Consider the following 25,468-nt stretch of genomic DNA (forward strand, 5'->3'; position numbering starts at 1 on the left):
GGCTCCGGCCTTTACGAAGTGTTACGCCAGTGACACAAGGAGGGCAGACGATGCGGCAGGCGCTGACTGACCAGGCGCGGCCAGCGTGTTAACATCAACAGCTTTGCCGCCGGGCGCGTTTGCTGCCCCTGGCGCGCGCCTCGCATTCGCCCCATTTATTCGCCCCATTCATCCGCCCCATCTCCCGACCGCCCTTCGCATGAGCCACGGCCTGAATTCCGCCCAATCCGAAGCCGTCCGCTATCTGGACGGACCCTGCCTGGTGCTGGCCGGGGCGGGTTCCGGCAAGACCCGCGTGATCACGCAGAAGATCGCGCACCTGATCGAAGACAAGGGCTTCGAGCCGCGCCATATCGCCGCCGTCACTTTCACGAACAAGGCTGCCAAGGAGATGCAGGAGCGCATCGGCAAGCTGATGGAAGGCAAGACCACGCGCGAGGGCAAGCGCATCCCGCTCAAGCAGCTGACGGTCTGTACCTTCCACTCGCTCGGCGTGCAGATCCTGCGCATGGAGGCGGAGCACGTCGGCCTGAAACCGCAGTTCTCGATCATGGATTCGGATGACTGCTTCGGCCTGATCCAGGAGCAGCTCGGCACCACCGACAAGAAGCTGATCCGCGGCGTGCAGAGCACGATCTCGCTGTGGAAGAACGGCATGGTCGATCCCGAGGCCGCGATCGCGCAGGCCGCCAATGCCGACGAGCACCAGGCCGCGCTGGTCTACCGCAACTACGTCGCCACGCTGAACGCCTACCAGGCGGTGGATTTCGACGACCTGATCCGCCTGCCCGCGGAACTGTTCGCGCGCAATGAAGCGGTACAGCTGAAGTGGCAGAACCGGCTGCGCTACTTCCTGGTCGACGAATACCAGGACACCAACGCCTGCCAGTACCAGCTGCTCAAGCTGCTGGCGGGCGGCTCGCACCTGCGCGCGCCGGCCTTTACCGCGGTGGGGGACGACGACCAGGCCATCTACGGCTGGCGCGGCGCCACGCTCGACAACCTGCGCGGGCTGCAGACCGACTTCCCCGACCTCAAGGTGATCAAGCTGGAGCAGAACTACCGCTCCACCGTGCGCATCCTGGAAGCGGCCAACGCGGTCATCGCCAACAATCCCAAGCTGTTCGACAAGAAGCTGTGGAGCGAGCATGGCATGGGCGATCCCATCGCCATCCATCCGATGAACGACGAGGAGCACGAGGCCGAGTCGGTGGTGTTCCGCCTGTCGGCGCACAAGTTCGAGCGCCGCGCGCAGTTCCGCGACTACGCCATCCTGTACCGTGGCAACCACCAGGCGCGGCTGTTCGAGCAGATCCTGCGGCGCGAGCGCATCCCCTATGTGCTGTCGGGCGGCCAGAGCTTCTTCGACAAGGCCGAGATCAAGGACATCTGCGCCTACCTGCGCCTGATCGCCAATCCCGACGACGATCCCGCCTTCATCCGCGCGATCACCACGCCGCGCCGCGGCGTGGGCAACACCACGCTCGAGGTGCTGGGCACCTTCGCCGGGCAGGCCAAGGTGTCGCTGTTCGAAGCGGCGATGATGGGCGGCATCGAGGGCAAGCTGCAGCCGCGCCAGCTGGAGCCGCTGCGCGTGTTTTGCGAATCGATGGTGCGGCTGGCCGACCGCGCGGCCAAGGACCCGGCTACCGAAGTGCTTGACGACCTGATGGCCGGCATCCACTACGAGGCCTACCTGTATGACAGCTTCGACGAGCGCCAGGCGCAGTCTCGCTGGACCAACACGCTGGAGTTCCTTGAATGGCTCAAGCGCAAGGGCACCAAGCCGGAAGCGGCCGAGGGCGAGGAAGCCACCGGCTATGACAACGCCGACGGTTTCGGCAGCGAAGGCAAGAATTTGCTCGAGCTGACGCAGACCGTGGCGCTGATGAGCATGCTCGAAGGGCGCGAGGAAGACCCGGACGCGGTGCGGCTGTCCACGCTGCACGCGTCCAAGGGGCTGGAATATCCGCACGTGTTCCTGGTCGGCGTGGAAGAGGGCATCCTGCCCCACTGCCGCGAAGACGACGACATGACCGACGAGAAGATCGAGGAAGAGCGCCGGCTGATGTACGTCGGCATCACGCGCGCGCAGCGCAGCCTGCAGATCAGCTGGTGCAAGAAGCGCAAGCGTGCGCGCGAGACCTACTCGTGCCAGCCGTCGCGCTTTATCGGCGAGATGAAGCTGGAAGAAGCGCCGGCGCCCAGGGACGAAACCCCGGCGATGAGCCCCAAGGACCGGCTCGGCGCGCTCAAGGCGCTGCTCGGCGGCCCCGGCAAGGCGGCGGCTGGCTGAGGTTCAGTACAGTCCCGATACAAAACCCTACCAGGCCGACAAGACCGCGCGCGCCGCGCTCGTTAGCATGACGGTTGTGCCGCCTGCGCTGCGCTTTTCACGGCTGTGCGGCTGTGCGGCGGCAGGGCCTGCCCGGGTCCTGCCGCTCCAGACATCACGTCTGGTTTTTCCCTGTATTGGCCCCCGCCGCGCTAGCGTGCGGGGGCGATTTTTTTGGCGCGGCGCTCAACGCCCCTGCGGCTGCGGCGCCATCATCGGCCCTGGCGGCAGTCCGAGCCAGCGCGCAGCATCGGGCGCGCCGCGCAGGCGCAGGCGCAGGCGCAGGCGCTGGGCGGAATCGAGGCTGTCGTCGAGCGCCAGCCAGCGTTCGCGCACGGCGCGGCGGTCCTGTTCGAGCGCCTGGTGCAGGCGGTCCACGGCTTCGGCGCGCGGCCGCAGCGGCCAGCGGCGCCGGCAGGCTGGCGCAGGACGTGCACGCACCGCCGCTGGACGACACCGGTGGCCCGACCGAAGCCCGCGCCGCGGCGCAGGCGCTGAACCTGATGCAGCAGCGCATCCGCACCCAGCTCGCCCAGCAATCACGCTTCCTGACCGCGGTGTCGCATGACCTGCGCACGCCGCTGACACGCATGAGCCTGCGCATCGAACGCATCGACGCGGGCGAGGTGCGCTACCGCCTGCGCCAGGACCTGGCCGAGATGAACGGCTTGATCGACGCCACGCTCTATTATCTGCGCGACCGCGACGAAGCCAGCGGCCCGCGCCAGCGCGTGGACGTGCTGGCGCTGCTGCAGGCGGTGGTCGACGACGCCGCCGACACCGGCCACGAGGTCGCGCTCAGCGGCCAGGCGCAGCCGCTGCTGGCGTGGCCGTCGGAGCTGCGGCGCGCGGTGGTCAACCTGGTCGAGAATGCGCGGCGCTATGGCGGCGCGGCCAGCATCGTGCTGGCCGACAGCCCCGCGCGGGTGCTGATCGATATCTGCGACGACGGCCCCGGCATCCCGGAGGACCAGCTGGCGCGCGTGATGGAGCCGTTCTACCGGCTCGAATCGTCGCGCAGCCGCGCCACCGGCGGCGTCGGCATGGGCCTGTCGATCGCGGCCGACATCGCCGCGCGGCATGGCGGCGAGCTGGTTCTGTCCAACCGTCCCGAAGGCGGCCTGCGTGCGCGCCTGTCGCTACCGCGCGCCTGACACCGCCAGCGTGACGTACTGCGAGCCGCGCTGCCCGTGGCTGAAGTCGAGGGTAAAGTCGCCCACGTCGACACGGCCCTGCAACGCGCGGCGCAGCTCGGCGGCACCGCTGGCGCGCATGCCGGCCAGCGCCCGCGCCAGCCATGCGGCGCCGATATAGCCGGCCAGCGTCGCCGAGGACGGCGGCTCATCCAGGTATTGCTTCATGCGCGCCACGTGCTCCCTGACCACGCGCAGCGTGGCCTGCTGCGGACCGGGTGCGACCTGGGTCAGCACCATGCCGCCGGCGTAGCCGGGGCCCAGGATCTCGCGCGCGGCCGTGGCGCTGACCGACGACAGGCCGACCAGGAATCCATACCAGCCCTGCGCGGCCAGCGCGCGGCCCAGTCCGGCATACGCCAGCGTATCGCCCGCCACGATCACGGCGCCAGGGCGGGACGCTGCAATGCGCCGTGCCGCGGCGTCGGCACCCGGGTCGGCCTTGGGATCGAGCGGCACCGCGCGCGTGCCGGTCTGCGCCTCCAGCCGGGCCAGCGCTGGCGTGGCGAAGTCCGGCGCCACCGCCAGCGCGATCGCGCTCAGGCCATAGCTGCGCAACTGTCGCACCGCTGTATCGAGTTCGGCCTGGTAGTCGGCCCGGGTGAACCAGACGTTGTCGCCAGCCAACGCCAGGCCAGATAGCGGCGCGACGATCTGCACGCCGCGCCGGACCAGCTCGGCCGATGACGCCAGCGCCGGCAGGATGCGGTCGCCTGCGCCGAACAGCAGCTCGGCGCGCTCGCTGTCGGCCAGCGCCACCGCCTGTGCCAGCACGCGGCGCGGATCGGAATCGGCCTCGCGCACCACATGGACGATCCGTACCGGGCCATTGGCGGCATTGGCCGCATCGAACAGCACCTTGGCGCCGGCCAGATAGTCGCGCGCCAGGTCGGCCTGCGCACTGGCGCGGTCGATCAGGTGGCCCACCACCACGGTGCGGCGCGCCGGGGACTGGGCCAGCAGCGGTGCGGCGGGCAGCGCCAGGGCGGCTGCACCGGCAACCAGCAGTCGTCGGCGCAGCGGTAGGTACGGCAGGGAAGTCAGGGGCAGGGAGTCCGGCATCGGCATCGCGCAATAGGAAAGGGGCGCAAGTCGCGCCGGCGCGCAGCGTATCCGCCACGTATGACCGCCGTGTGACGCCGGGCGCCCACGCGCCTGTGCCACGCCGGCGCTGCGCTTGACGATGATCAACACAACGCTCGGCGTGCGGTCCTAGCATGGACTGTCAAAAACCGTTCCCCAGCGCCCCCATGAACCCGCTTGCCATGACTACCCCTGCGCCCGACCGCCGCGCGCTGTCGGACTTTCGCGCGCTCGCCGGCCGCATCGACGGCAACGGCCCGCGCTACACCTCCTACCCGACTGCCGACCGCTTCAGGAACGGCCCGGACCTGTCGCTGTACCACGACGCCCTGGCCGCCTGCCGTGCCGATGCGCCCGCGCCGTTGTCGCTGTACCTGCATATCCCGTTCTGCGAGAACATCTGTTACTACTGCGGCTGCAACAAGATCATCACGCGCGACCATGGCCGCAGCGCCCGCTACGTCACGTACCTGGGCCGCGAGATGGCGCTGCTGGCCACGCAGCTCGGCACGCGCCGGCGCGTGCTCCAGTCGCACTGGGGCGGAGGCACGCCGACCTTCCTGGATCCCGACGAAATGCGCCGCGTGATGGTGCTGCTGCACGAGCATTTCGAACTGCCGCCCGATGGCGAGCATTCAATCGAGATCGACCCGCGCCGTGTTGACGACACCCGCATGGCGCTGCTGGCCGAGCTGGGCTTCAACCGCGTCAGCCTGGGCGTGCAGGATTTCGATCCCGAGGTGCAGCAGGCCATCCACCGGATCCAGTCTTACGAAGAGACCCGTGCCGTAGTCGACGCCGCGCGCCGGCTCGGCTTCCGCTCGGTCAGCCTCGACCTGATCTACGGCCTGCCACACCAGACCGCCGCACGCTTTGGCCGCACCATTGACCAGGTGCTGACGCTGCGGCCCGACCGTCTTTCGGTCTACAGCTACGCGCACCTGCCGCATGTCTTCAAGCCACAGCGTCGCATCGAGGAAAGCACGCTGCCGCCGGCCGGCGAGAAGCTCGACATACTGGTCTCTACCATCGAACGCCTGACCGCCGAGGGCTACGTCTACATCGGCATGGACCACTTCGCGCTGCCCGACGACGACCTGGCCGTGGCGCAGCGCGAAGGCCGGCTGCAGCGAAACTTCCAGGGCTATTCCACGCACGCCGGCTATGACCAGCTCGGCCTCGGCATTTCGGCGATCGGCGCGGTGGCGGGGCGCTACGTGCAGAATGCCCGCACTCTGGATCACTACTATGGCGCGCTCGACCAGGGCCGCCTGCCGCTGGCGCGCGGGGTGGAAATGACTGCTGACGATCATCTGCGCCGCGAACTGATCGGCGCGCTGATGTGCAACGGCGTGCTGGATATCCCCGCGCTGGAGCGGCGCCACGGCGTCGACTTTGGCACGGACTTCGCGCCTGAGCTGGCCGAACTTGCGACCCTGGCGGCCGATGGCCTGGTGCAGGTCGAGCCCGCCCGCATCACGGTCACGCCGCTGGGCCGGCTGCTGGTACGGCGCGTGGCCATGGTGTTCGACCGCTACCTGCGCGACGATGCCGCCCGCGCCGCGGTCGCCGGGCCCGAAAGCCAAGACACGCAGCAGGCCGCCAACGACGGCGCGCAGCCGATCCGCATCGTGCCGCGGGCGCGTTACTCGCGCGTCGTGTAACCGCCGCCAGGCATAAATAAAACGAAAACGCCCGCGAATTTCGCGGGCGTCGTTGTTTGCAGCGCAGTCGTGTCTTACTTGGCAGCGTTCGCCATGTAGTCCGACGCGGCGATCACATCGGCGTCCGGGCCGCTGTAGCCACCCTTGGGCGGCATCACGCCCTTGCCCTTCAGCGCGTAGTTGTGGACCGCGTCCATGCCTTCCTTCAGGCGCGGCGCCCAGGCGGCCTTGTCGCCAAACTTGGGCGCACCTGCCACGCCGGCGGCGTGGCAGGCGGCGCAGACCTGGTCATAGACCTTCTTGCCGATGTCGGCCGACGCAGCAGCGGGTGCCGCGGCAGCGGCTGCCGGAGCCGCCGGGGCAGCAGCAGCGGGGGCGGCCGGTGCCGGCGCAGCGGCAGCAGCCGGCGCGGCAGCCGCATCGGGCGCCGCGGCGGCGGTGGGTGCAGCGGCAGCCGGTGCGGGCGGCTCGGGGAACTTGGCGCCACCGGCGTCGGCCATGTAGACCACGGCGCGTGCCAGCTCGTAATCGGTGTAGTCGTCAGGCGTGCTGCCGGCGCGCGGCGGCATCGCGCCCTTGCCGCCCAGGACCGACTTCATCAGGCCGTCGAAGCCCTGGCCGATGCGCGCGGCCCAGTCGCCGGCGGTACCGTACTTGGGCGCACCCGCCGCGCCGGTGGCATGGCAGGCCGCGCAGATTTCCTTGTAGACCTGTTCGCCGGTCTTGAACACGCGCGGTGCGTTGGGATCCTTGATTTCGAGCGACGCGACCGGCCTGATGCGGTCGTTGACGGCTTCTGTCGTGGCGACCGTGCCGGCGCTTTCAGTAGAGCCGTGTCCCACAAAGTTGACCAGCAGGACGATCACGAGGATCGGTACCAGGAAAGCCGCGACCACCACGGCGATCAGCTGCTTGGGTGTCTTGATAGGAGACTCGTGTTCGTGGTGTTCGTTGTGGACGTCGCTCATACAGAACTCTCAGTTTTGCAGGAAACCTTCTGGCCGCTCACCCTCGGCTTGCTTTATCTGGCCCTTGTCTGACCACTACCAGGCCCGCAAGGGGCCCGACAGGAGTCCGCCAATGCTGCCTTGCGGCCGTAGCCTGACTTGGGTCTGTCGCAATTTGCGCACTTCGGACTGTCCCCCGGGCCGGGCCCCGGATTGTCGCCGAATCAAAGTCGCAAAGCCTTGATCCTGGTCGAACGCGTGAGGGGCACGATTTGACGCAAATAGCTGGCGATTATAGCCCCATTCCACCCTTTGCCAGTGCCAAAAGCGGCGGTTGCGAGACGTATGCCTGAGCCTCCGGAGAGCCCTCATGGACGGCGGGGGACAAAAGCGGTATCCTATGCGACTTTCCTGCGGCGGCATTCGCGCGCCGCAACCGCTGTACCTGCAATGCCGGTTGAAAAACCGTCTCTGTGCGCCCGTAGCTCAATGGATAGAGTACTGCCCTCCGAAGGCAGGGGTTGCTGGTTCGATCCCAGCCGGGCGCGCCAATCCCCACAAGGGTTTCCGGCTTTTCCCACCACCGCCGCGAAGGGCGACTGTAGCTAAACTGCAGCTAACTTCGACGCCGGCGCTGCCGTCAGTGGTGCCACCCACTGCGCCAGGTGATCCGCCGACAGGTGCGCATACCGCTGCACCATCTCCATCGTTTCCCAGCCACCCAGCTCCTTGAGCACCTGCAGGGGTGTGCCGCGCTGCACGTGCCAGCTGGCCCAGGTGTGCCGCAGGTCATGCCAGCGGAAGTCCCGGATACCGGCCCGCGCGAGCGCCTTGTGCCACGCGGCGGTGCTGGTCTGGTACACCGGCTTGCCGCGGAAGACGAAGACGGCCTCCACGTGCTCGGGATCCCGCTTCTTCGGCAGCTGCCGACGCAGCACCGCGATCGCCGTGTCCGACAGCGGCACCGTGATCGCCTTGCGCGCCTTGGCCTGGTCCGGGTGGATCCAGGCCACGCGCCGCACCAGGTCCACCTGCGACCACGCCAGCCCGGTCACGTTGGCCCGGCGCAGGCCCGTCTCCAGGCTGAACTGCGCCATGTCGGCCAGGTGCTCGGGCAGCACGGCCAGCAGCCGCTCCGCCTGTGCCGCAGTCAGCCAGCGGATGCGCTTGCTGGCCACCTTGGCGCGCTTGCGCTTCGGCGCGCTGTCGAGCCACCCCCACTCCACCGCGGCATTCAGCACCGCCGTCAGCACGCCGATCACCCGGCGCACCGTGCCGGCGCTGACGGTGCCGTCCAGCTCTTTGACCCCCTGGCGGGTGCGCACCGTGCGCCGCTCGGCCCGCTTTACCGCGGCGATCGCATCGACGCGGTTGCGGTCGATGGTGGCCAGCTCGGTGCCGTCCAGATGCGCGTGCAGCCAGCGCAGGTGGATCTTCGACGTTTCCAGGCTGGCCAGCCCGGCGCGGTCGCCCACGTAGCGCACCACCGCGTCGTTCCAGGTGTAGCGGGGGCGCTGCCCCAGCTTCGCCTGGTTCCACAGGTCCACCTTCAGCCTGTCGTGGAATTCCTGCGCCTGCCTGGCGTCGCTGGTGCCAGTGCTTCCCTGTAGCGGCGTGCCGCCGCCAGGGGGGTACAGCTTGTAATACCACTTGGTACTGCCTTTGCGTTTGAAGAGCGACATGGCTCACCTTCCTTTGCCAGATCGCCTTGCACAACTCGCGGGATCCATTCTCCGGCGAGGTAGCGCTCCAGGGCAATCTTCGAGAACATCCAGCGCTTGCCGACCTTGCGGCCGGGCAGCGCGCCGGCCTTAGCCTTGAGGCGCACCGTTTCAGGGTGGGCGCCGAGCAGCGCGGCCGCGGCGCCCAGATCGATCGTGGGGCCGTACAGGGTCACGCCGTCACCCTGCGAAACTCGATCACCCACATCCAGGGATTGGCCGCGCACGTGCCGGCGCCGCCGATCAGCTCCCACAGGCGGCTCATCGTGCATCCTCCATCCGGTCGGCAGGCGATGCACCCGGCCCAATTGCCATGGCCGCCGCGAGAACTACCGAACCGCCCACCTCACACTCAGATAGCGCAAGCAGTTGCAACAGCATCGCCAAGCGCTCGCGCCACGGTCTCAGGAAATGCCTGCGCTGGTGCGCATCGACCTGCAGCGGCGTGCCGTCGGCGGTGTCCAGCGGGCCGCCGATGATGAGCTGCGCCGGCGCCAGGCCGTCCAACTCTTCCCGCGCTGTCACCCACCAGGCATACCGCTGAGCTGATTGGGCTTCCGTCGCGGTTTCCAGCAGGATCGCCTCGGCGATGGTCAGCAGGTTCTCGCGCGTCGACCTCGGGAAATGGGCCAGCGTCTTGCCGGCGGCGTCGGCCTCGGGATACAGGCCGGTGCAGATGATCTGGGCCACGCGCCGGACATAGGGCACGGGCTGCTGGGAGGTGGTCACGTTGGTCATGCTGCTTCTGCGAGGTGAACGATCTGGCCGGCTGCCACCGGACCCTGAGCGGTCGCCCGGCTTTCGGCCTGCAGGGTCGCCACCAGCAGCTGGCGGCGCGTGCAGGCGCGCTGCATGTCGTCGGTCAGGTTCAGGCCCTGGCCGATCGCGCGGAACTCGTCGCCGGTGACGCCTAGCGTGCCGCGCCGAGCAAGCCGCTTGCCGACATCGGCAACCGCGATCACGGCGGCGTCCATGGCATCGCGCAGCGCCTGGTTGTCGGCGTAGTAGAGGGTCGCCACCGCCTGGCCGACGTTGATACGAAAGGCGAGGGTGTGCCACGCGGCCTCGGTGGCGGTCCCATCGAGGATCTTGCTCAGCTCGACATGCGGAATGAGCTGCAGGTCCACCTCGGCGTTGCGGCTGAAGCGGAACATCACGGGCAGGCCGCAGGTGCGCGCGGGGCGCGGCCGGCGGGTCTTGCGGTGTTTGCTGGCTGGCATGGTTGCTCTCCAGGGCTGGGTCAGTCGTCGAAATCGCCGGCGGCGCGGCGCTTCAGGTCGGGGGCACCGCCAGCGGGGCGGCGGGCCGCGCGCTGCAGCTCGCGGCTGGCCGTGGCCCGGGCCGCGGCTGCCAGAGCAGCGCGCAGCAGGTCGGACATGGCGTCGAACGGGGTGGCGATCCGCATCGCGCGATGGGCGCGACGCAGATCGGCGTCGGTGACGGCGGGCTTAGCCACGGCGCGCTCCCCGACGAAAGAAGCCGGCCCACACGCCGCGGCCGTAGCACACGGTGAAGAACAGGCTCACCCAGAACATGCCGGGCTCGCCCGTCGCGGCGGTCAGGTACAGCCAGGCCGGCTGGCCAAGCAGCCCGACCAGGGAGCCCCAGCGGGCACGCGCGGCGCCGGCGTTGAGCAGGTAGATCGAGCCCACCGCGGTGGCGATCATCCAGAGGTTGAGCAGCGCGAGCATCAGATGGCCCTCCCAATGGCGCGCGCGCAACAGAAGCGGGGCGGCTCGGTCAGGTGATCCAGGGCGCCGAGTTGCGCATCGAGGCGACAGCGGGCGATCGCGGTGAACTGCAGGCGCACACCGCTGTGCGACACGATGAAAACGAGGAACGCGCTCATGCCGGTGCTCCCGCGGATTCGGGGACGGTGGGCATCACGACCGGCTCGCCGGCCAGCAACGCGCAGCAGCCTTCTTCCAGATGGATCACGACAGAGCATTCGTTGCCGTCGTGGAGCGTGATTTCCAGCGTCTGGGTGGCGAACCAATAGGGCCGATCGTCGTGGGTGGCCAACTGGAACTGAACTGGCTTCACGGCGATCTTGGCCGCGGCGCATAGGGAGGTTTTGATGGAATTCATGCTCAAGCTCCTTTGTTGCCCGAACGATCCTCGAAGACCCAGCACTTGACCGTGGTGGGGCGCCTTGGCGCGGCGGGATAGTCGGTGTTGTGACGCGCGTTGATCGCGCTGTTGACGACCCTCAGTTCCACGAACTTGCGATGCCGCGAGGTGCGCAGCACCCGCTTGAGATCGGTAAGCGGAGGGAGGTTGAGGCGGCGGTCATTGGCCACCTGTTCGAAGTGCCGCAGGCTGATGGCGATGGTGCCGCCGTCACCCCGGGCGTGGTTGAGCACGGCGTGATCGTCGTCCGCCGATTCGATGTGGTCGTACAGCTCCCAGAATTCCTGCACCAGCGGGTGGTCCGCGCCGATGGCTTGCTGGCGCTCGACCGCCATGGTCACCAATTGCTTGATGGCGGCGTCCCGGTATTCCTTGGGCAGCGGCAGCACGTGCCCGAGGCAATCCACCAGCGCCATCACCTGGGCGTGGTTCTTCACCAGGCGCTGGTGCTTGACCTCCGGGTGCTTGGCTAGGTGGTCCTGGTACGTGGGCATGCGCTCCAGGTAGGAGGCGAGGATGTCGCGCTCCTTAAGGATGGCCGTCAGCAGGAAGCCCGACACGTCTTCCACCGGCATCTGTTCCAGCGCGCGCGCCGCGGCGAAGGTGTCGGCGTTCTGCCCGGTGCGGTCGAAGTACAGGTGCACGATCCGCTGCAACACGGCCTCGCTGGCATTGACCTCGGCGTTCTGGCTGATGACGACCGTGCCACGGAAGGGCGGCTCGTAGGTCTCGTTGCCCGCGTTCTTCACGCCGCGGGCCCGTGTGCTGCGGCCGTTGTAGGCGGTCTTCAGCTCATTCCAGTCGAAGCCCTTCACCTTGGCGCCGTCTTCGCCGCGGTCGCCCTCGATCAGCACCACCGGCAGGTTCGACACCTGGGCGAAGTTGCGGGCACGCGCCGCCAGCGAGGACTTGGACGGGTCGAAGCCCTCATAGTCACGCCGGCCGCACAGCTTCCACAGGAACTCGATCAGCGTCGACTTGCCGGCGCCCGGCTCGCCCACCACCTCGAGGAACGGGAAGCTCTTCTGCTTGATGTCCTTGCCCTCGCGGATCTGCTCGGCAAAGAGACTGCCGAGCCAGAACGCCAGCGCAACGATGCCCTTGGCGCCGAAGGCACGCCAGATCAGTTCCAGCCATTCGTGCCGGAATGCCTTGAAGTCCCGGTTCAGCGAGAGGCCGGCCGATCCGCCGATGGTCTTGATCGACTGGCGGCCCACGTCGAAGAAATCCTCGTCGTTGAGGGTGTAGAGCTTGCCGTCCTTGACCGCCACGTCCGCATACACGTAGCAGCCGTGCTCCTTGGTGTATCCCACGAAGTCGATGGTCTGCACGCTCTTGATGCGGTGCATCTGCTCCTTGAGGTAGCTGTCCAGATGCGCGTTCGTGCCCGTGTAGAACGCCCCCGGCGCCACCGCCAGCAGTCGCTTCTTGAACTCCGTGGCGGACGCAACCTGCGAGCTAGTGAAGGTGTTCTTGACCGGCTCCGAGTCGTGGGGGAAGGCAACGCGGAAGTAGTACCAGGCCTCGTCGGTGGCGGCATTGGCCTGGTAGTACAGCACCGTGGGCAGGCAGGTGGCGATGTTGGTCACCACGCCGGCCTTGAGCATGGCTTCGTCGCGGATCTCATCCTCGGTCAGGTCGTCATGGGCGTTGCGCACTTCGCCCATCTCGCGTGTCAATGCCTCCAGATCGACCTTGAACCAGTACAGCTTGCTGTCGAAGTCGAAGGCGAACTGGCTCATGCTGGTGCGCCCATAGATGAGCCGAGCCTTCTCCGCGGGACTGGGAGCGGCCATCAGGCCGCCGAGATAGCGGTACTCGTCCAGGTCCTTGGCATCGAGCTTCCCGAGCTGGTGCAGATCGTTCCAGTCGCGTTTCTTGGTGCCGACCTGCTTCGGCAGCGCGATGGAAGCCTCCCAGCCTTCGTCCCGGGCACGCCTGAGCCACTGCAGGCCGTAGCGCGTACCGGCGCGGTCGGCATCGAGTGCCCACACCAGCTTCGGGCGTGGCTTGCTGGCCGCAGCCAGCTGTTCTGCCAGGCCGGCCAATGCCTTGGAGGGGTAGTTGGTGCACGACATGGCGGCCACGGCCGCGATATCGTGATGCCACAGCGCGATCGCGTCGAAGATGCCCTCGACAATCCAGATCTCGTCCACGCTCCCGGCGTTCAGCCCCGGCGGCTGCCACCACATGCCGCCGTAGCTGCCGTGGAAGGTCGCCTTGCGGTCGCCGAAGCGGTGCGCCTGGTCGATGATTCGTTCCCAGTACACGCCGGCGCCCAGCACGAAGCGCACGGTGGCGCTGCCCAGCTTCAGTTCGTGGCTGTAGTAGCTCTCCTGGGTGTACCAGTCGCGGACCTTGTCGAGGTTGAAGCCGCGGCCGTCGCGCATGTAGGCATCGGCAGCCGCCTTGGGGTTTTCCGGTGTGGGCTTGAAGCGGTCGCTCCAGCTCTCGAACAAGTCCGGGTAGATGTCCTTGATGTGCAGCTCGGCGCCGCAATGGTTCAGGCGGTTGCACTTGAGCACCCATGGCGCATTGCCGAAGGCCCACAGCGTCTTCTTGGCGCAGGCAGGGCACTGACCGGCCTCCAGCTTCTCGCCGCCGCGCTTCTGCTTGAAGGCGTAGTCACGCAGCAGGCGGCCGGTGACTTCGCTGTGCAGGGATGGGTTCATGAATCGTCAGGCAAAAGGAGTCCCTCACGCCCCGGAAGGGGCATGAAGCAAAGGAATCAACAGGGAAGGGGGTTAGGCTGCGGTCAGGTAGGCAGCAGGTCCATCTGCCGCTCGTCCATCAGGCCCGGACGCACCTTGCCAACGGGCAGGTACGCCTTGGGATTGGGACGCATGCTGGGCGCGATGGTGGAGATCACCGAGGTGATGGCCTTGCAGGTGTAGGCGCACTCGATGTTGGGGCATTGCCAGTAGCTCTCTTTCGAAAGCAGCGATACCACGCGGCTGGTGCGGATCTTCATGCGCGATTCGCAATGCGGGCAGGTCAGTTTCACAGCGATTTCCCCGGAGGTACTACCAATTTAAAAGCACGTCGTTTGCCGGTCATGCGCTCGGCAGTGCGGCGCAGTCCGGCCTTGGCCAGCCATTCGGCAGCCTGTTGTAGCGTCGTCAGGCCTTGCTCTTGACGTACCCGTTCCAGCACTGCCTCTGCTTGCTCGGTCAGTTGGATTTCGATGTCCGGCATCTTCTCGGCAGCTCAAAAGTGACTTCGCTCAGGCGCTTCGCGTCTCTACAGTGGTTCCCAGCGACAGGACCTGCTCGGCTTCGCGGAAGATGATCTGGCGCAGGAGGGTGGCGGGCTGTTCGCCCTGGTAGTTGGCCAGGGCGGTGATCAGGTCGAACTCGTAGTCGTTGAAACGCAGGACTACGCGGTTGTCACGAACACGTTTCGGGTCGGGATACATTGCCAGTCTCGGTAGGAACGGAAAGGATCACGACGCTCTGGAGGAGCGGCTTTCATACACCGCCAGGCCCTCAAGCAGTACCAGACGGGCCAGGCTCGACACGGAGCGGTTCTCCTGCAGGGCGAGCCGTTCCAGCTTCTGCCGCTCCGTAGGGAGCAGCCGAACGCACACCGGCTTGTCGCTGAGAACCCCACGTGGGGAGCGGGTCCGCGGCGTTTTGGCTGTGGTCATGGCGGATATACTTGTGTGAGTTAGCGTTGCACAACAAATTATATGCACCGAACGGTGCATTTGACAACATCGAAATGAACCAATCGGTAAGCATCGGCGACCGGCTGGCTGAGGAACGGAAACGGAAGGGCTTGAACCAGGCCGCTTTCGCGACCATTGGCGGGGTCTCGGTCAAGACGCAAGTCCTTTACGAGAAAGCGGAACGAGTTCCGGACGCCAACTATTTGGCCGCCATCGCGGGCGCAGGCTTCGATGTGCCGTACATCCTGACAGGCAATGCCACCTCCGCAGGCTTATCTAACGAAGAGGTCGCGTTGGTGAAGGGCTACCGGACGCTGGACGACCGTGGGCGCGCCGGTGTGCTGGCATTGATTGGTGGCATGCAGTCTCCAGCAGCAGTGCAAATCGAAGGCGAGGTCTCTCAGGTCGTCCACGGGGGCATGACGGTCACAGCGCCGATGAACTTCACCATCAATAAAAAGAGCCGAAAGTAGGCCGTTAATGGGGGCGGGGCTGGCTTCTGGCCGCTTGGCCAGTCACGCAAGAACAGGGTGAGCGGCCTGTTTTTGCAGTGTGGGGTCAAGTAGCACAATGCAGCGCAAAGTCGCAGTCAGCGGCGATGTGAGCCAACTTGTTTCCGGCAACGTCGTCCACGAAGCACCGGCCACGGTGCACCAGCAGAACAACACCGTCACGTACAACCTGCAGTCGGCTGTTCAGGAGCCGAAGTATTTGTCGTGGCGCCAGCGTCAGGTCATTTCCGCCAAGGTTGATGAGGTGGCCAAGGCTGAGGGAGTCGAGCGCCTGGCCATCTACAAGACGCTGCTCAGCGATCACGACGCGCAGAACATGAAGGTCATGCCGGCCGATCGGTTCCGCGCCATCATGGACGACCTGGCTGTAGCGCTCAGTGAAGCGAAGAGCCGATCCGTCGCAGCGAATGACGCCGCGCCGGCACCGGTCGATATCTCGCCACCGGTGATGATCGATCCGAAGCCTGTTGCCCCTGCTCGCGGCGGGCGTGCCAGGTTGGGCGCGCTTCACTGGCTCCTGTCAGTTTGCGCGGCAGCTGCGGGCGGTTTCCTGATTTGGGATCGCGTGGCAGCGGAGCCCAATGTGCCCGTCAATATCTGCCAGTTCCAAGGCAAGCCGTATTCGATCGGCAGCGTCACGGCAATGCCGCCAGTGGGCGTGTACGAGTGCCAAGCGGAAGGTGAATCGACACCGAAGTGGGTGCCAGCGCGCAATCTCGGCAGCGCGTTAAAACGACGCTTTTAATACATTCACAAGAACCGCGAAGGAAATAAGAAAAATGGCTCTGGTCAAATGCAAAGAATGCAAAAAGGAAGTTTCAAATAAGGCGAAGCTGTGTCCGCATTGTGGCGTTAAGAATCCCGCTGTCGGTGGCAAGGAGACGCTTATAGGCCTGGTGGCGATGCTAACGGTCGCCGTGATGTTGATGCAATGCATGGGCGGTTCGAAGGAAGGCGGCACAGATAAGGCGGATGCAGCTGCCAAGGAGACTCCTGAGCAAATCGCCGCCAAGGAAGCTGCCTGCAGGTCAGACCTGCAATGCTGGGGCGACAAGCACGCAATCGCCGCGGGCATTGCTTGCGCGCCCGCAGTTGAAAAACTTGCCAAGTACAGTCACAAGTGGACCGACGGCATGATGGAAACCAAGTTCCCCCGCTTCCGTTGGGCGAACAAGGACCATTCGGCGATCACCTATATCGGCGACAAGATCCAGTTCCAAAATGGCTTTGGCGCCATGCAGAACCACCTCTATCAATGCGACTTTGATCCGCTCGCAAAGCAGGTAGTAGGCGTCCGAGCTGTCCCTGGACGCCTGTAACAATCGGATTCCTCGGCGCTTAGGCGGCGCTCGCCTCGATCCCCATCAGCCGGTCGTTCGCCGCTTCGTGGTAAGCGGGTTCCAGCTCACAGCCAATCCATCGGTGGCCAGCTTCTTTGGCGGCAACCAGGAAAGTACCCGAACCGGCGAACGGATCGCAAACCACGCTGCCTGGCGGCACTAGGCGGACCACTTCTCGCGCCAGTCCCATAGGCTTTTCGGTCATGTGGCGCTTGGGGCGAGGTAGGCGCTCAGCAAACACGCCGGGCAGGTGGACCTTATGGCCCGTCGGCACCGCGCCCTTGGTCGCCCATACCATGAATTCGGACTGCTGTGAGAAGCCGCCCAGGCGCGGGCGCGCACCGCCCGAGGTTTTGTCCCACACGGCCACGCCGCGCCAGATGAATCCAGCACCCTGAATGGCATCGGTGAGGCTCGGCAGTTGCCGCCAGTCGGTGAAGCACACCAGGTGCCCGCCTTCTTTGGCCGCACGAAACGCCTCGCCTAGCCAGCTCATGCACCAGAAGGTCCATGAGCGCTGGTCTTTGTTGTCGTGGCCGAACTCAGGATATTTGATCTTGACGTCACTGCCGATGTACTTCTGGCCAGGCGTCTGCGCACGCGTGGTCGCATGCAGGCCACCGGACGAATAGGGCGGATCGGTGAAGAAGAGGTCGACGGACTGGTCGGGCAAGCCGCGCAGCACATCGAGCGCGTTTTCACGGTACAGGCAATCGAGGGCCGGCGCGTGGGCGGTCGGGTTCATGGATGGCATCTCCAGTACACGAAGCTCGACGGCCTTCTGGTGCGGGGCGCTCGGCCCTCAGTTGGTTCATGGTGCCGCAGCGCGGACATTTGATGGCGAGGCGAGTGTATTCGCCCACGCCGAGCTTGCGGTTGCAGCTGCCGCAGCGGATTTCCTGCATTCGGTTGATCTTCCAGCGATGTGCTAGGATGCCGGCGCCTCGCGAGGTGGCGCGGCCCTGGCCGAACTGGCAGGTCCGTTCTGCTGGTGCGGGTCGTGGCCGGTGCTCCAACACCTGCCACGTCGCCGCGTCTTTTTCCCGGCGCCGGCTCTATGCCGGCGCGCCCCTTGCGAGGCCCCCCATTCTCCGCGCGCCTATTCTGGTCGCGCCGGTATCACAGGGCACCGCCATGATGCCCCGCGCGCGTGCGAAGTGCATCCTCAGGGTGTTGTGGGCGCTGAAGCTACAAAAGCGTTGACCGCCGTCGCCTATCTCTGCTCCGCATCGTCCAGCGCGGAGGGCTTGATTTCCAACTCTAGCGACGTGGTGTATCCCTGTTCAGTCAGGCTGTGGGTGACCTTAGTGACGATCCAAGCGGTGTTATCGATCTGTGGCTTCCAGCCATGTACCGCTGCGGGCAGCTCCGGAAAAAGATCCGGCCGGCCGCGCGCGAGGATGATCGTGAAGGTCGCCATGCCGCGTTGGATCCGCTGCCATTCAGCGCGCGCCGCCCGCTCCGCATTGGCTTTCGACGCATACGTATGGCGCAGCACCTTCACATTGTCGGGGTTGGGCGCCGTGGCAACTGACCGCGCCTTCTTGCCCTGGGCCGGCTTCTCGGTGACCGCCGCGGCATTCGACGCATCGATCACCACTTCGCCTTTCTTCGCCAGGCGCGTGTCCTGGTAGCTTGCCTTCACCCCGTTGTAGTTCTCCCGGTCGGCCACCATGAACCTGTGGGTGTCGCCGCTGGCCCGCGTGATGAGGACAGTGGGCAGCGGGATACCGGACGCACTGAGTGCCTCGCCGGCCTTGATGAACAGCAGCTTGCCCTGCTTGACCGTCGCGATCGCGTCATAGTCCTTCGCCAGGCGAGAGAGCAAGTTGGCGTCAGATTCGCCGGTCTGGTCCAGATGCTCGATGACCTGGTTGGCCAGCTGCTGCGCGACCACCGCGGCGAGCTGGTTGCGGCTGGCGATCGCGCGCACCACGGCGCCGATGGTCTTGTCCCGGAAGCTCCGCTCCTTCCGCGTCGTCAGGTCGCTGCCCAGGTCGGCGCTGCGCGCGCGAATCGTGAGCCGGTCAGGCGGGCCGCTGTGCTCAATCTCGTCCACCTTGAAAATGCCCTTGTCCACCACGCCGGCGTCGCTCCAGCCAAGCGCCAGCGCCAGCCGCACGCCCTTCTCGGGGAGGTCCAGCATGCCGTCGTGGTCGTCCAGTTCGATGTCGAGCTGGTCGGCCTCGAAGCCGCGGTTGTCGGTAAGGGTGAGCGACATCAGCCGCCCCTGGAAGCGGGTGGTGATGTTCTTCCCGTTGTGGACCAACTGGTAGACCGGCCGCGGCTCGCGTCCAGCAGTGGTGCGCGGCTCGGCGCGGTCGGCTGAAAGCGTCATTCCACATCACCCTCCCCGCTGCCGATCAACGCTTCGGCCTCGTCGTCCACGCGGGTCAGCTTGACGGTGAACTCGATCCGCCGGGCTTTGCCGTCCTGGAAGAAGTAGGTACGCGTGACCTGCAGGTTCTCGACCACGAACAGGCCGTAGTTGCGCCCGGTGCCCTCGATGAGGACATAGGCCTCGCCGCTGTCACCGAGCTTGCGCAGATCCTCGATCGAGTCGTCGCCCCCCGTCAGTTCGGGCGCCAGCACGCCGGCAAGCGTGATCGTCTCGTCGTCGGGGCCGAGGAACTGGCGGGCAGGGCGGCGGCCAGTGCGGCTGTTGGCCGGATGCCGCCAGCCGATCTGCTGCTGGAAGTCCTGGTAGGGAGCAGTGTCCAAGCTGAACACAAATTGCCCGAGGGCCATCATCATGGTGTCAATCCCTGTCGGTTAAGCGGGAACGGTCCCGGGCGGCGCGCTGGGTTTCGGCCTGCCGCAGCTTCTCTTCCACCAGGCGCGCGATTTCCCGCTCGTCCATGCCAGGCGCGCCGTAGACGTTGATGGTGATCGGCGCGGCCTGAAGCATCGGGGCTGCCGCGGAAGCGCTGGCCGGCGCGGACACAGGCGGCCCCGTATCGAACTTCACGGCTGCCACCGCGGGCGTGGCGCCAACTGCCACCCCGGCCCCGACGGCTGTCAGGGCCTGCGTGACGCGCGCGATGGCGCCCATCGGCCCGCCCTGGCCCTGGTTGATGCCCTGCTCGAGCCCCGCCATGGTGAATCCCCCCAGTTCGGCAAAGACGCGGCTGGGGGAGTGGATGCCGAGCTTCTCCTTGAACCAGGTGACCGCCGCGCCAGCCGCACCGGTCACAGCATCCCGCACGCGGGCGAGGCCGCTGGTGATGCCGTTGGCAAAGCCCGCCATCACCTGCGCGCCGGCATCGTAGAAGGCCGTCGCCAACTGCAGCGGCATGCCCAGCACCGTGCCGAGGGCCTGGCCGATCCTTTGCCCCATCGACTGCGCCGCGCCGCCAATATCCTCCACCGGTGTGACCAGGCGCGTCAGCCATCCCCACAGATTGAAGAAGAGCGGGCCCACGACCTGCCACACCAGGGCAAACGCGGTGCTGACGCCCGGAATGGCCAGGACCACGCTGCCAATTGCAGTGGCCAGGCGCCAGGCCGCCGTCACCGCGCGCATGAAGGCGTCGGCGAAGCCTGCGGCCGCCGGCCCGAAGGCGCTGGCGATGCCGCTGCCCAGGCCGGAGAAGAATGCCCGTATGGGAGCCCAATACTTGTAGACCAGCGCTGCGCCAGCGGCCAGCGCCGCCACCGCGGCCAGGATGGGCCAGGCAAAGGGCAGCAGCGCCAGCCCACGCACGACATTGAAGAGTGCCCCGACCCGGCTCGTCACGCCGGCCAGCAGCGTGCCGAAGCGGCCGGCCGCGCTGGTGGCGACATTGAAGATTGGCGCCAGCCGGCTGCCGACGCCGCCCAGCAGTTGGGCGCTGCGCGAGAGCAGGGTGGTGGCCGTCGATGCGCGGGTGAGGGTTGGCGCTAATGTGGAGAGCCGAATGCCAAGCATTTGCAGTCCATATCGGGTCATCACCAGCGGCCCCAGCACCGCAGCCATGGCAAGCGTCAGCGCGCCCATGGCGGCAAGCAGCACGCCCGCCGCCGCAGCGCCCTTCATCAGCCATCCCACCAGTGCCGGGTTCGCCTGTGCGAAGGCATTGAAGCGGCTGACCAGGTTGCCGACGGTATCCATCAGCCCGACGATGGTCGAGCGCAGCGCTTCGCCGGCGGCACTGCTGCCATTGAACAGCTGGTTCTGCAGGCGCTGCCAGCGTGCGGAGATGGTCTCCTGGCGCGCTGCAAACTCCCGGGCCATCGACCCCTCGGCGTCGCTGCCGTTAGCCAGCATGAGCTGCCGGCGCAGTTCATCCGGCTTGTCGACCAGCTTGGCCAGCGTGTCGGAGTGCTCCATGCCGACCAGCTCCACCATCACGCCGATGCGCTTGTCCTTGGGCAGCTTCTGCACCGCCTCGATCACCTGGAAGATCGTCCCGGTGGCGTCGGTGGCCATGCCCTTCTGGATGGCGGCGCTGGACAGGCCGATCTCCTGCACGGCGGCCTGGAATTTCTTGGTGCCCTTCTCGGCAGCTGCGAACTTCTGGACGATGGCGTTGACTGCCGTAGCGGCTGTCTCCGGTCGCTCGCCCAGCGTGAGCAGGGTCGAGGCGAGCGCGGCGGCATCCGACGAGGACATCTTCACCGTCGACACCACGCCGGAAATCCGGTTCAGCACGTCGATGATGTCCCCGCCCTTGCTGATGGCGTTGTCGTCCAGGTAGTTGATCGAGTCGGCGAGTGCCTGGATCTGGTTGACCGGGATGCGGAAGTTCTTCGCCACCTTCCCCATGCTCTCGGCAATCTCGTCCGGCACCGCATCGAAGGCGGTGGCCATTATGGCAACCGTACGGGTGTAGGCGACCAGCTCTTCGCGCGGCACTTCCATGCGCGCGCCGGCAGTCACCATCTCCGCGATGGCCGTGGTCGGGATCGGCAGCTCTTCGCCCAGCAGCTTGATCTGCCTGGCCATGTCGTAGTAGACCGCAGTCAGCTTGCCTCCTGCATCGCGCGCGCCCTCCACCTGGCGGGCAATGCCCAGCATGGCGTCCTCGAAGGACACATAGTCCTTCACCGCCTTGGCGATTGGCGTGAGAGCCACGCCGCCGGCGGCCGATGCTGACACGCCCGCGCCAAGCATGGCATTGCGGGTGGCCATGCCCTTGGCATAGCCGGCCTGGGCGGCAGCCAGGCGCCGCTGGTGCTCGCCGACCGCCTTCAGCCGGGCTTCCTGCTGCGTCAGCGCCTGGGTGGCCAGAGCGATTTGGCTGCGCAGGTCGCCCTGGGCCTGCCTGAGCGATGTGGTGCTGATGCCGGCGGCCTGCAGCCGGCCGCGCACCCCTTCCAGGTTCTGCTGCAAGTCAGCGCCGCGCTGCTTGAGCAACTGCGCCTCGCGGACCGCCGCGTTGAAATTGCGCGTCATGGCGGCCGACGGGCGCTCGGCGCCATCCATTTCCTGCGCGAGGGCTTTGACGCGGGCCTGCGCGGCACGCAGCTGGTTGCCCGCGATCGCCGCGTCTTTGGACAGCTTGCGGAAGCTGTCGATGTTGGCCTGCGTGCGGTTCAGCTCTTTCAGCTGGTCGCGCGCGGCCCTTACCGTGCGCGCCAGCTCGGTGCTGCTGCCCATGGCGTTGCGGAAGGGTCGGGTGAGGCGGTCCACCGCCTGCAGGACGACTTCCAGTCTCAGGTTGCGAGGCACGCTCATTCGTCGGTTCCGCTTCGTTGCCGGGCGCGCTCGCGCCACTCCATCAATTCGGCCACACCCATGTCAAACAGACGGTCGGGCGGCCAATGAAAAATCACTGCAACGTCGGCGATGGCGTCTTCGACTCGGGCGGGTAGGCCTCGGCCTTCGCCGCCTTCGGCAGCAAAAAACCGCTCACCGCGGTGGCAAGCTGCGTCATGTCGGCCGGATCCAGCTGGCTCACGTCATGCGCGGTCAGCGTCGGCGTGGTGATGCGCGGCAGCACCGTATGCAGGGCGGTGACCTCCATGCGCATCAGGTCGACCAGGCTGCAGCCGCGCAGTTCGCCGGCGGCAGGCTTGCGCACGGTGATGGCGGTGATGACTTCCTTGCCGCGGTTGATGGGAGTGTCCAGCGTGATGGTTTCGGATTTCGCTTCGTTCATGATGGTTCTCGGGAAGAATAGGAGGGCTGGCCCGGGCGGGCCAGCGGACTGTTACAGACCCATTGCGCGGCGCTGCTCGGCCAGGCGGTCGACGCCGAACACGATCTCGATGAAGTTGACGTGGTCGATCTCGATCCACACTTCGCCGTTCATCGTCAGCTTGAAGTAGGTCAACGACGACTTGACCTTGAACTGGCTGCTATCGCCAACCTTGCCGGTGCCGAGGTCGATCTCGGTGTGCCGGCCGCGTACGACGACCTCGACAGCGTCCATGTCGCCCGTGTCGTCGCGCTGGTAGGCGCCTGCGAAGCGCACCATCGCGGCGGCGGCCTGCGTGACCCCGTACTGCTTCAGGATCTCGCGCATGATGCTGCCGTAGGTCGTCTCCAGCTCGAGCTTCTCATTGCCCAGGTCCAGATCGACAGGGCCGTTCATGCCGCCGGCGCGGTATTCCTCCAGCTTGCGCGTGAGCTTCGGCAGGGTGACTTCCTCGCATTCGCCGACGTGGCTCACGCCGTCGGCGAAGACGTTGAAGTTCTTGAGTTTGCGTGGCATTGCCATGGTGGTTTCCTCTCTTGAATGCCCGCTATCAGCCGTTCACCGACGCGGCGAAGTCCATCAGGTAGCGGTCGGTGATGCGCTGGCGCAGTTGCAGGTTTTCCAGCGGCGGAACCGGCGTGTAGTCGTAGTCGATCCACAGCTTGCCGTCCTTCAGCGTGTCCTTGGTGTTGATGCCGGCATCGACCCAGGCGCCGCCGCCCATCAGGTAGCCGAGGCGCGTCCACTCGCGGAACTTGGCGTTGAGGCCTTCTACGATGTCGCGTGCCAGCGAGGGCGTGAGCGGCAGATCGATAGCCCAGGCATGCGCCTCGGCCATGGTGTCGGCGAGGATCTGCGCGGTGCGGGTGGCACTCTCGAAGGCGAACAGCGGATCCGAGCTGCAGGTGCGCGAGCCCCAGAAGCGGAAGCCCTCGAAGTTGATCAGGGTGGTGACCTCGTTGCTATTGAGGTAGCCGGCATCAGTCGCCGGATCCTGCAGGTCCCAGTAGATGTCCTTCGAGACGCCGGTTACGCCGTTGACCGGGACATTCGAAATCGTCTTGTGCCAGCCCACCGACTCGTCCAGCTTGGCGCGCAGGCCGAGCGCGCGTGCGGTTGCCCACAGGTTGCGCTCGGTATTGTTGGCCGTGTCCCAGCCCACGAAGTCCGGCCACAGCAGCATCAGCTCGCGCTGTCCGAAGTTGTCGCGGTAGGTGGCCGCCTCTTCCTTGGTGGCGCAGCCGTGTGCGCTGACATAGCCGAAGGCGCGCAGCTTCTGGCAGATCGAGGCGAGCGCCGTGGCGACCTCCAGCTTGTCCAGTCCCGGCACGGCTAGGATGCGCGGCGTCACGCCGAAGCGCGTCTTCGCGGCCAGCAATGCTTTCATGCCGGTGTAGCGGCCGGCGGCGTTGGTGGTGCCGATCAGGTTGCTGGTCGTCTCGGCTTCCGTGGCGCCTTCGGCGACACGAACGACGACCGTCATGGGATTGGCCTGATCGGTGATGGCCTCCAGGCTCGCGCGCAGCGTGCCGTGCGTGCCGGCCTTGCCGATGGCAGCCTGCGGGTTGGTCAGCAATACGGGCGTGTCGAGGGGAAACGCCGTGGCATCGGCGTCATCGGCGATGGTCACCAGGCCCGGAATGGCCGTGGCGATGGTGCGGATTGGGCGGGTGCCATCGTTGACCTCGATGACACGTACGCCGTGGTGGTAATCGGTTGCCATGCAGTCCTCCGGGAGATTTGGCAGACGATGGAAAGCATCGTCCCGGTAGGATGCCGCGCACGCGCGTGGCGGTCTGCCGCTTACTGTTGTAGGCAGAAGCGGCACAACGAAAAGCTGAGGACGGTGTGTCTGACGCCCTCGTCGTGGTTGCTTACGCGCCGTCGGGAGCGCTACCTGTTTCCGCTTTGGCCAGGGTCGCAGCCTCGATCGCCGCTTCATCCGGCTGTGCCGGCCAGGTGACGCCAAGGGGGAAGGTCGGGGCAAGTGCCAGATGCTGCAGCTGCAGCAGGAACGACAGCCACGCCTCGTAGATGGCCTTCTGCACAGCGTCGAGCTGCCCAGCCGCGTATGCCTCGGCCTTGCCGGCCGTCGCTTCGTTTGCCAGCACCAGGAGGGCGTCATATTCGGCGCGCGCAGCAGCCTTTGCTGCTTCCTCGGCCTCGACGGCTGCGGCAATGGCTTCTACGTTCGGTTCCTCGGGCCAGTCGGCAACGATGGGGAAGTCGTTCGAGTTGACGACGCGCACCAGGTCCAACTGGTAAGCGGACCAAGCTTTGAAGAGGGCGGTTTCCACGGCGTTCAGCAGGCCGGCGGCATGTGCGTCGGCCTTGCCGGCATTCGCATTCCTGGCAATCGCCATCAGCCGGTCGAACTCCGCCATCGCGGCGGCGCGGGTTCGCTCCGCGACCAGGGACGCGTCGAGCGCCCAGCCTTCAGCGGTCCAGCGGTGCAGCTCAGACGGCCGCGGATCAGGGGTAAGTCCGGCCTCCTGGGGCGTAACGCCAGGCGCGCCCAGCTCGGCCGGCTCGCCGTTTTCGGTGCGGTACAGAATGACCCCTCGGTAATCCGGCAGCATGACCCACGCGTCGTCACGGAAGAACGGCCACTCGTAGCGGTTGCGATTCGGCAACTGAACGAGCGTGGTGAATGCCGGCTGCAGCCAGGTGCTGGGATTGCGCGGGTCCGGATCGGCAAGCGCGCTGCTGATGTACTGGCCAGTATGGCTGTCGTAGTGGTGGATCATCATTTGCTGA

General features: G+C 66.4%; 32 protein-coding genes and 1 tRNA gene. 7 read left to right on the plus strand and 26 right to left on the minus strand.

Annotated features, from left to right (window positions below; all coding sequences use genetic code 11):
* Positions 1-199 precede the first annotated feature (199 nt).
* Entirely contained in the window at positions 200-2,296 is a 2,097-nt protein-coding gene (locus K309_RS0111480; RefSeq protein WP_029046548.1) for a UvrD-helicase domain-containing protein, read from the plus strand.
* Positions 2,297-2,521: 225 nt separating this feature from the next.
* Here K309_RS0111480 and K309_RS42420 read toward each other — a convergent pair whose 3' ends face one another.
* Positions 2,522-2,776 (minus strand): hypothetical protein, encoded by a 255-nt coding sequence (locus K309_RS42420; RefSeq protein WP_198030810.1) that lies wholly within the window; start codon positions 2,774-2,776, stop codon positions 2,522-2,524.
* On the opposite strand from K309_RS42420, the gene K309_RS36400 reads away from it, so the two are divergent.
* Positions 2,767-3,489: an ATP-binding protein gene (locus K309_RS36400; RefSeq protein ID WP_369796413.1), complete on the plus strand. Its 723-nt coding sequence runs from the start codon at positions 2,767-2,769 to the stop codon at positions 3,487-3,489. The genes K309_RS42420 and K309_RS36400 overlap by 10 nt on opposite strands.
* Here the strand turns inward: K309_RS36400 and K309_RS0111490 are convergent.
* Entirely contained in the window at positions 3,475-4,596 is a 1,122-nt protein-coding gene (locus K309_RS0111490) for an ABC transporter substrate-binding protein (RefSeq protein WP_029046549.1), read from the minus strand. The two genes, K309_RS36400 and K309_RS0111490, sit on opposite strands and share 15 nt — an antisense overlap.
* Before the next feature lie 182 nt (positions 4,597-4,778).
* Here K309_RS0111490 and hemN point away from each other — a divergent pair, with 182 nt between their 5' ends.
* The gene (gene hemN, locus K309_RS0111495; protein WP_029046550.1) at positions 4,779-6,275 is read left to right on the plus strand and encodes an oxygen-independent coproporphyrinogen III oxidase; all 1,497 of its coding nucleotides are present in this window, start codon (positions 4,779-4,781) and stop codon (positions 6,273-6,275) included.
* Positions 6,276-6,349: 74 nt separating this feature from the next.
* Here the strand turns inward: hemN and K309_RS0111500 are convergent, their stop codons facing one another.
* Positions 6,350-7,243 (minus strand): c-type cytochrome, encoded by an 894-nt coding sequence (locus K309_RS0111500; protein WP_029046551.1) that lies wholly within the window; start codon positions 7,241-7,243, stop codon positions 6,350-6,352.
* A gap of 454 nt (positions 7,244-7,697) precedes the next feature.
* Here K309_RS0111500 and K309_RS0111505 point away from each other — a divergent pair.
* Positions 7,698-7,773 (plus strand) — tRNA-Arg (locus K309_RS0111505).
* A 54-nt stretch (positions 7,774-7,827) separates the two neighbouring features.
* Here the strand turns inward: K309_RS0111505 and K309_RS0111510 are convergent.
* The 13 genes from K309_RS0111510 to K309_RS42905 all read right to left on the minus strand — a co-directional run bounded on the left by K309_RS0111510 (position 7,828) and on the right by K309_RS42905 (position 14,719).
* Entirely contained in the window at positions 7,828-8,859 is a 1,032-nt protein-coding gene (locus K309_RS0111510) for a tyrosine-type recombinase/integrase (RefSeq protein ID WP_255360108.1), read from the minus strand.
* Positions 8,772-9,149: a helix-turn-helix domain-containing protein gene (locus K309_RS42900; protein ID WP_232232367.1), complete on the minus strand. Its 378-nt coding sequence runs from the start codon at positions 9,147-9,149 to the stop codon at positions 8,772-8,774. Before K309_RS42900 ends, K309_RS0111510 begins: the two co-directional genes overlap by 88 nt.
* Positions 9,150-9,204: 55 nt before the next feature.
* Positions 9,205-9,681, minus strand: a complete 477-nt coding sequence (locus K309_RS0111520; RefSeq protein ID WP_029046553.1) for a hypothetical protein — start codon at positions 9,679-9,681, stop codon at positions 9,205-9,207.
* The gene (locus tag K309_RS0111525; RefSeq protein ID WP_232232364.1) at positions 9,678-10,163 is read right to left on the minus strand and encodes a hypothetical protein; all 486 of its coding nucleotides are present in this window, start codon (positions 10,161-10,163) and stop codon (positions 9,678-9,680) included. Before K309_RS0111525 ends, K309_RS0111520 begins: the two co-directional genes overlap by 4 nt.
* A 20-nt stretch (positions 10,164-10,183) precedes the next feature.
* The gene (locus K309_RS0111530) at positions 10,184-10,399 is read right to left on the minus strand and encodes a hypothetical protein (RefSeq protein WP_029046555.1); all 216 of its coding nucleotides are present in this window, start codon (positions 10,397-10,399) and stop codon (positions 10,184-10,186) included.
* Positions 10,392-10,634: a hypothetical protein gene (locus K309_RS0111535; protein WP_029046556.1), complete on the minus strand. Its 243-nt coding sequence runs from the start codon at positions 10,632-10,634 to the stop codon at positions 10,392-10,394. Before K309_RS0111535 ends, K309_RS0111530 begins: the two co-directional genes overlap by 8 nt.
* Positions 10,634-10,792, minus strand: a complete 159-nt coding sequence (locus K309_RS41655; protein WP_156914347.1) for a hypothetical protein — start codon at positions 10,790-10,792, stop codon at positions 10,634-10,636. Before K309_RS41655 ends, K309_RS0111535 begins: the two co-directional genes overlap by 1 nt.
* Positions 10,789-11,031 (minus strand): hypothetical protein, encoded by a 243-nt coding sequence (locus tag K309_RS0111545; protein ID WP_035877263.1) that lies wholly within the window; start codon positions 11,029-11,031, stop codon positions 10,789-10,791. Before K309_RS0111545 ends, K309_RS41655 begins: the two co-directional genes overlap by 4 nt.
* Positions 11,032-11,033: 2 nt before the next feature.
* Positions 11,034-13,745, minus strand: coding sequence for a toprim domain-containing protein (locus K309_RS0111550; protein ID WP_029046558.1), 2,712 nt, complete (start codon positions 13,743-13,745; stop codon positions 11,034-11,036).
* 83 nt (positions 13,746-13,828) lie between these two features.
* On the minus strand, positions 13,829-14,077 hold the full coding sequence (locus K309_RS0111555) for an Ogr/Delta-like zinc finger protein (protein ID WP_029046559.1): 249 nt from the start codon (positions 14,075-14,077) through the stop codon (positions 13,829-13,831).
* Positions 14,074-14,268 (minus strand): hypothetical protein, encoded by a 195-nt coding sequence (locus K309_RS0111560; protein ID WP_029046560.1) that lies wholly within the window; start codon positions 14,266-14,268, stop codon positions 14,074-14,076. Before K309_RS0111560 ends, K309_RS0111555 begins: the two co-directional genes overlap by 4 nt.
* A 28-nt stretch (positions 14,269-14,296) precedes the next feature.
* Positions 14,297-14,488, minus strand: coding sequence for a hypothetical protein (locus K309_RS0111565; RefSeq protein ID WP_029046561.1), 192 nt, complete (start codon positions 14,486-14,488; stop codon positions 14,297-14,299).
* Positions 14,489-14,515: 27 nt separating this feature from the next.
* Positions 14,516-14,719 (minus strand): hypothetical protein, encoded by a 204-nt coding sequence (locus K309_RS42905; protein WP_029046562.1) that lies wholly within the window; start codon positions 14,717-14,719, stop codon positions 14,516-14,518.
* 74 nt (positions 14,720-14,793) lie between these two features.
* On the opposite strand from K309_RS42905, the gene K309_RS0111575 reads away from it, so the two are divergent.
* The 3 genes from K309_RS0111575 to K309_RS0111585 all read left to right on the plus strand — a co-directional run bounded on the left by K309_RS0111575 (position 14,794) and on the right by K309_RS0111585 (position 16,571).
* Positions 14,794-15,213, plus strand: a complete 420-nt coding sequence (locus tag K309_RS0111575) for a helix-turn-helix domain-containing protein (RefSeq protein ID WP_029046563.1) — start codon at positions 14,794-14,796, stop codon at positions 15,211-15,213.
* Between the two features lie 97 nt (positions 15,214-15,310).
* Positions 15,311-15,997, plus strand: a complete 687-nt coding sequence (locus K309_RS0111580; RefSeq protein ID WP_029046564.1) for a hypothetical protein — start codon at positions 15,311-15,313, stop codon at positions 15,995-15,997.
* A gap of 34 nt (positions 15,998-16,031) precedes the next feature.
* Positions 16,032-16,571: a hypothetical protein gene (locus K309_RS0111585; protein WP_029046565.1), complete on the plus strand. Its 540-nt coding sequence runs from the start codon at positions 16,032-16,034 to the stop codon at positions 16,569-16,571.
* 19 nt (positions 16,572-16,590) lie between these two features.
* On the opposite strand, the gene K309_RS0111590 is transcribed toward K309_RS0111585, so the two are convergent.
* The 10 genes from K309_RS0111590 to K309_RS36410 all read right to left on the minus strand — a co-directional run bounded on the left by K309_RS0111590 (position 16,591) and on the right by K309_RS36410 (position 25,461).
* Complete coding sequence (locus K309_RS0111590) at positions 16,591-17,337, minus strand: DNA-methyltransferase (protein WP_029046566.1); 747 nt, start codon at positions 17,335-17,337, stop codon at positions 16,591-16,593.
* Complete coding sequence (locus K309_RS39885; protein ID WP_084402400.1) at positions 17,291-17,497, minus strand: Com family DNA-binding transcriptional regulator; 207 nt, start codon at positions 17,495-17,497, stop codon at positions 17,291-17,293. Before K309_RS39885 ends, K309_RS0111590 begins: the two co-directional genes overlap by 47 nt.
* Positions 17,498-17,805: 308 nt before the next feature.
* On the minus strand, positions 17,806-18,930 hold the full coding sequence (locus K309_RS0111595; protein WP_029046567.1) for a phage late control D family protein: 1,125 nt from the start codon (positions 18,928-18,930) through the stop codon (positions 17,806-17,808).
* Positions 18,927-19,346 carry a phage tail protein gene (locus tag K309_RS0111600; RefSeq protein WP_029046568.1) on the minus strand — a complete coding sequence of 140 codons (420 nt, stop codon included), beginning with the start codon at positions 19,344-19,346 and terminating at the stop codon, positions 18,927-18,929. Before K309_RS0111600 ends, K309_RS0111595 begins: the two co-directional genes overlap by 4 nt.
* A gap of 4 nt (positions 19,347-19,350) precedes the next feature.
* Positions 19,351-22,248, minus strand: coding sequence for a phage tail tape measure protein (locus tag K309_RS39190; protein ID WP_029046569.1), 2,898 nt, complete (start codon positions 22,246-22,248; stop codon positions 19,351-19,353).
* Positions 22,245-22,310, minus strand: coding sequence for a GpE family phage tail protein (locus K309_RS43940; protein WP_369796417.1), 66 nt, complete (start codon positions 22,308-22,310; stop codon positions 22,245-22,247). The genes K309_RS39190 and K309_RS43940 overlap by 4 nt, the downstream gene beginning before the upstream one ends.
* Before the next feature lie 32 nt (positions 22,311-22,342).
* Positions 22,343-22,672, minus strand: a complete 330-nt coding sequence (locus K309_RS0111610) for a phage tail assembly protein (protein WP_029046570.1) — start codon at positions 22,670-22,672, stop codon at positions 22,343-22,345.
* 51 nt (positions 22,673-22,723) lie between these two features.
* The gene (locus tag K309_RS0111615) at positions 22,724-23,233 is read right to left on the minus strand and encodes a phage major tail tube protein (RefSeq protein ID WP_029046571.1); all 510 of its coding nucleotides are present in this window, start codon (positions 23,231-23,233) and stop codon (positions 22,724-22,726) included.
* Between the two features lie 28 nt (positions 23,234-23,261).
* Positions 23,262-24,434, minus strand: a complete 1,173-nt coding sequence (locus K309_RS0111620; RefSeq protein ID WP_029046572.1) for a phage tail sheath protein — start codon at positions 24,432-24,434, stop codon at positions 23,262-23,264.
* A 151-nt stretch (positions 24,435-24,585) separates the two neighbouring features.
* Positions 24,586-25,461, minus strand: coding sequence for a tail fiber assembly protein (locus K309_RS36410; protein ID WP_064737439.1), 876 nt, complete (start codon positions 25,459-25,461; stop codon positions 24,586-24,588).
* Positions 25,462-25,468 lie beyond the last annotated feature (7 nt).

The organism is Cupriavidus phytohabitans, assembly GCF_000426345.1.
Lineage (GTDB): Bacteria > Pseudomonadota > Gammaproteobacteria > Burkholderiales > Burkholderiaceae > Cupriavidus.

Coding starts and splice junctions, on each gene's coding strand:
- K309_RS0111550 (WP_029046558.1), bottom strand. CDS start 13,745: ATGAACCCATCCCTGCACAGCGAAGTCACCGGCCGCCTGCTGCGTGAC.
- K309_RS39190 (WP_029046569.1), bottom strand. CDS start 22,248: ATGAGCGTGCCTCGCAACCTGAGACTGGAAGTCGTCCTGCAGGCGGTG.
- K309_RS0111480 (WP_029046548.1), top strand. CDS start 200: ATGAGCCACGGCCTGAATTCCGCCCAATCCGAAGCCGTCCGCTATCTG.
- K309_RS0111580 (WP_029046564.1), top strand. CDS start 15,311: ATGCAGCGCAAAGTCGCAGTCAGCGGCGATGTGAGCCAACTTGTTTCC.
- K309_RS0111585 (WP_029046565.1), top strand. CDS start 16,032: ATGGCTCTGGTCAAATGCAAAGAATGCAAAAAGGAAGTTTCAAATAAG.
- K309_RS0111575 (WP_029046563.1), top strand. CDS start 14,794: ATGAACCAATCGGTAAGCATCGGCGACCGGCTGGCTGAGGAACGGAAA.
- K309_RS0111590 (WP_029046566.1), bottom strand. CDS start 17,337: ATGAACCCGACCGCCCACGCGCCGGCCCTCGATTGCCTGTACCGTGAA.
- hemN (WP_029046550.1), top strand. CDS start 4,779: ATGAACCCGCTTGCCATGACTACCCCTGCGCCCGACCGCCGCGCGCTG.
- K309_RS0111525 (WP_232232364.1), bottom strand. CDS start 10,163: ATGCCAGCCAGCAAACACCGCAAGACCCGCCGGCCGCGCCCCGCGCGC.
- K309_RS0111615 (WP_029046571.1), bottom strand. CDS start 23,233: ATGGCAATGCCACGCAAACTCAAGAACTTCAACGTCTTCGCCGACGGC.
- K309_RS0111560 (WP_029046560.1), bottom strand. CDS start 14,268: ATGCCGGACATCGAAATCCAACTGACCGAGCAAGCAGAGGCAGTGCTG.
- K309_RS0111520 (WP_029046553.1), bottom strand. CDS start 9,681: ATGACCAACGTGACCACCTCCCAGCAGCCCGTGCCCTATGTCCGGCGC.
- K309_RS0111500 (WP_029046551.1), bottom strand. CDS start 7,243: ATGAGCGACGTCCACAACGAACACCACGAACACGAGTCTCCTATCAAG.
- K309_RS39885 (WP_084402400.1), bottom strand. CDS start 17,497: ATGCAGGAAATCCGCTGCGGCAGCTGCAACCGCAAGCTCGGCGTGGGC.
- K309_RS36410 (WP_064737439.1), bottom strand. CDS start 25,461: ATGATGATCCACCACTACGACAGCCATACTGGCCAGTACATCAGCAGC.
- K309_RS0111620 (WP_029046572.1), bottom strand. CDS start 24,434: ATGGCAACCGATTACCACCACGGCGTACGTGTCATCGAGGTCAACGAT.
- K309_RS0111490 (WP_029046549.1), bottom strand. CDS start 4,596: ATGCCGATGCCGGACTCCCTGCCCCTGACTTCCCTGCCGTACCTACCG.
- K309_RS0111610 (WP_029046570.1), bottom strand. CDS start 22,672: ATGAACGAAGCGAAATCCGAAACCATCACGCTGGACACTCCCATCAAC.
- K309_RS42905 (WP_029046562.1), bottom strand. CDS start 14,719: ATGACCACAGCCAAAACGCCGCGGACCCGCTCCCCACGTGGGGTTCTC.
- K309_RS41655 (WP_156914347.1), bottom strand. CDS start 10,792: ATGAGCGCGTTCCTCGTTTTCATCGTGTCGCACAGCGGTGTGCGCCTG.
- K309_RS0111600 (WP_029046568.1), bottom strand. CDS start 19,346: ATGATGATGGCCCTCGGGCAATTTGTGTTCAGCTTGGACACTGCTCCC.
- K309_RS0111545 (WP_035877263.1), bottom strand. CDS start 11,031: ATGAATTCCATCAAAACCTCCCTATGCGCCGCGGCCAAGATCGCCGTG.
- K309_RS0111535 (WP_029046556.1), bottom strand. CDS start 10,634: ATGCTCGCGCTGCTCAACCTCTGGATGATCGCCACCGCGGTGGGCTCG.
- K309_RS0111565 (WP_029046561.1), bottom strand. CDS start 14,488: ATGTATCCCGACCCGAAACGTGTTCGTGACAACCGCGTAGTCCTGCGT.
- K309_RS0111595 (WP_029046567.1), bottom strand. CDS start 18,930: ATGACGCTTTCAGCCGACCGCGCCGAGCCGCGCACCACTGCTGGACGC.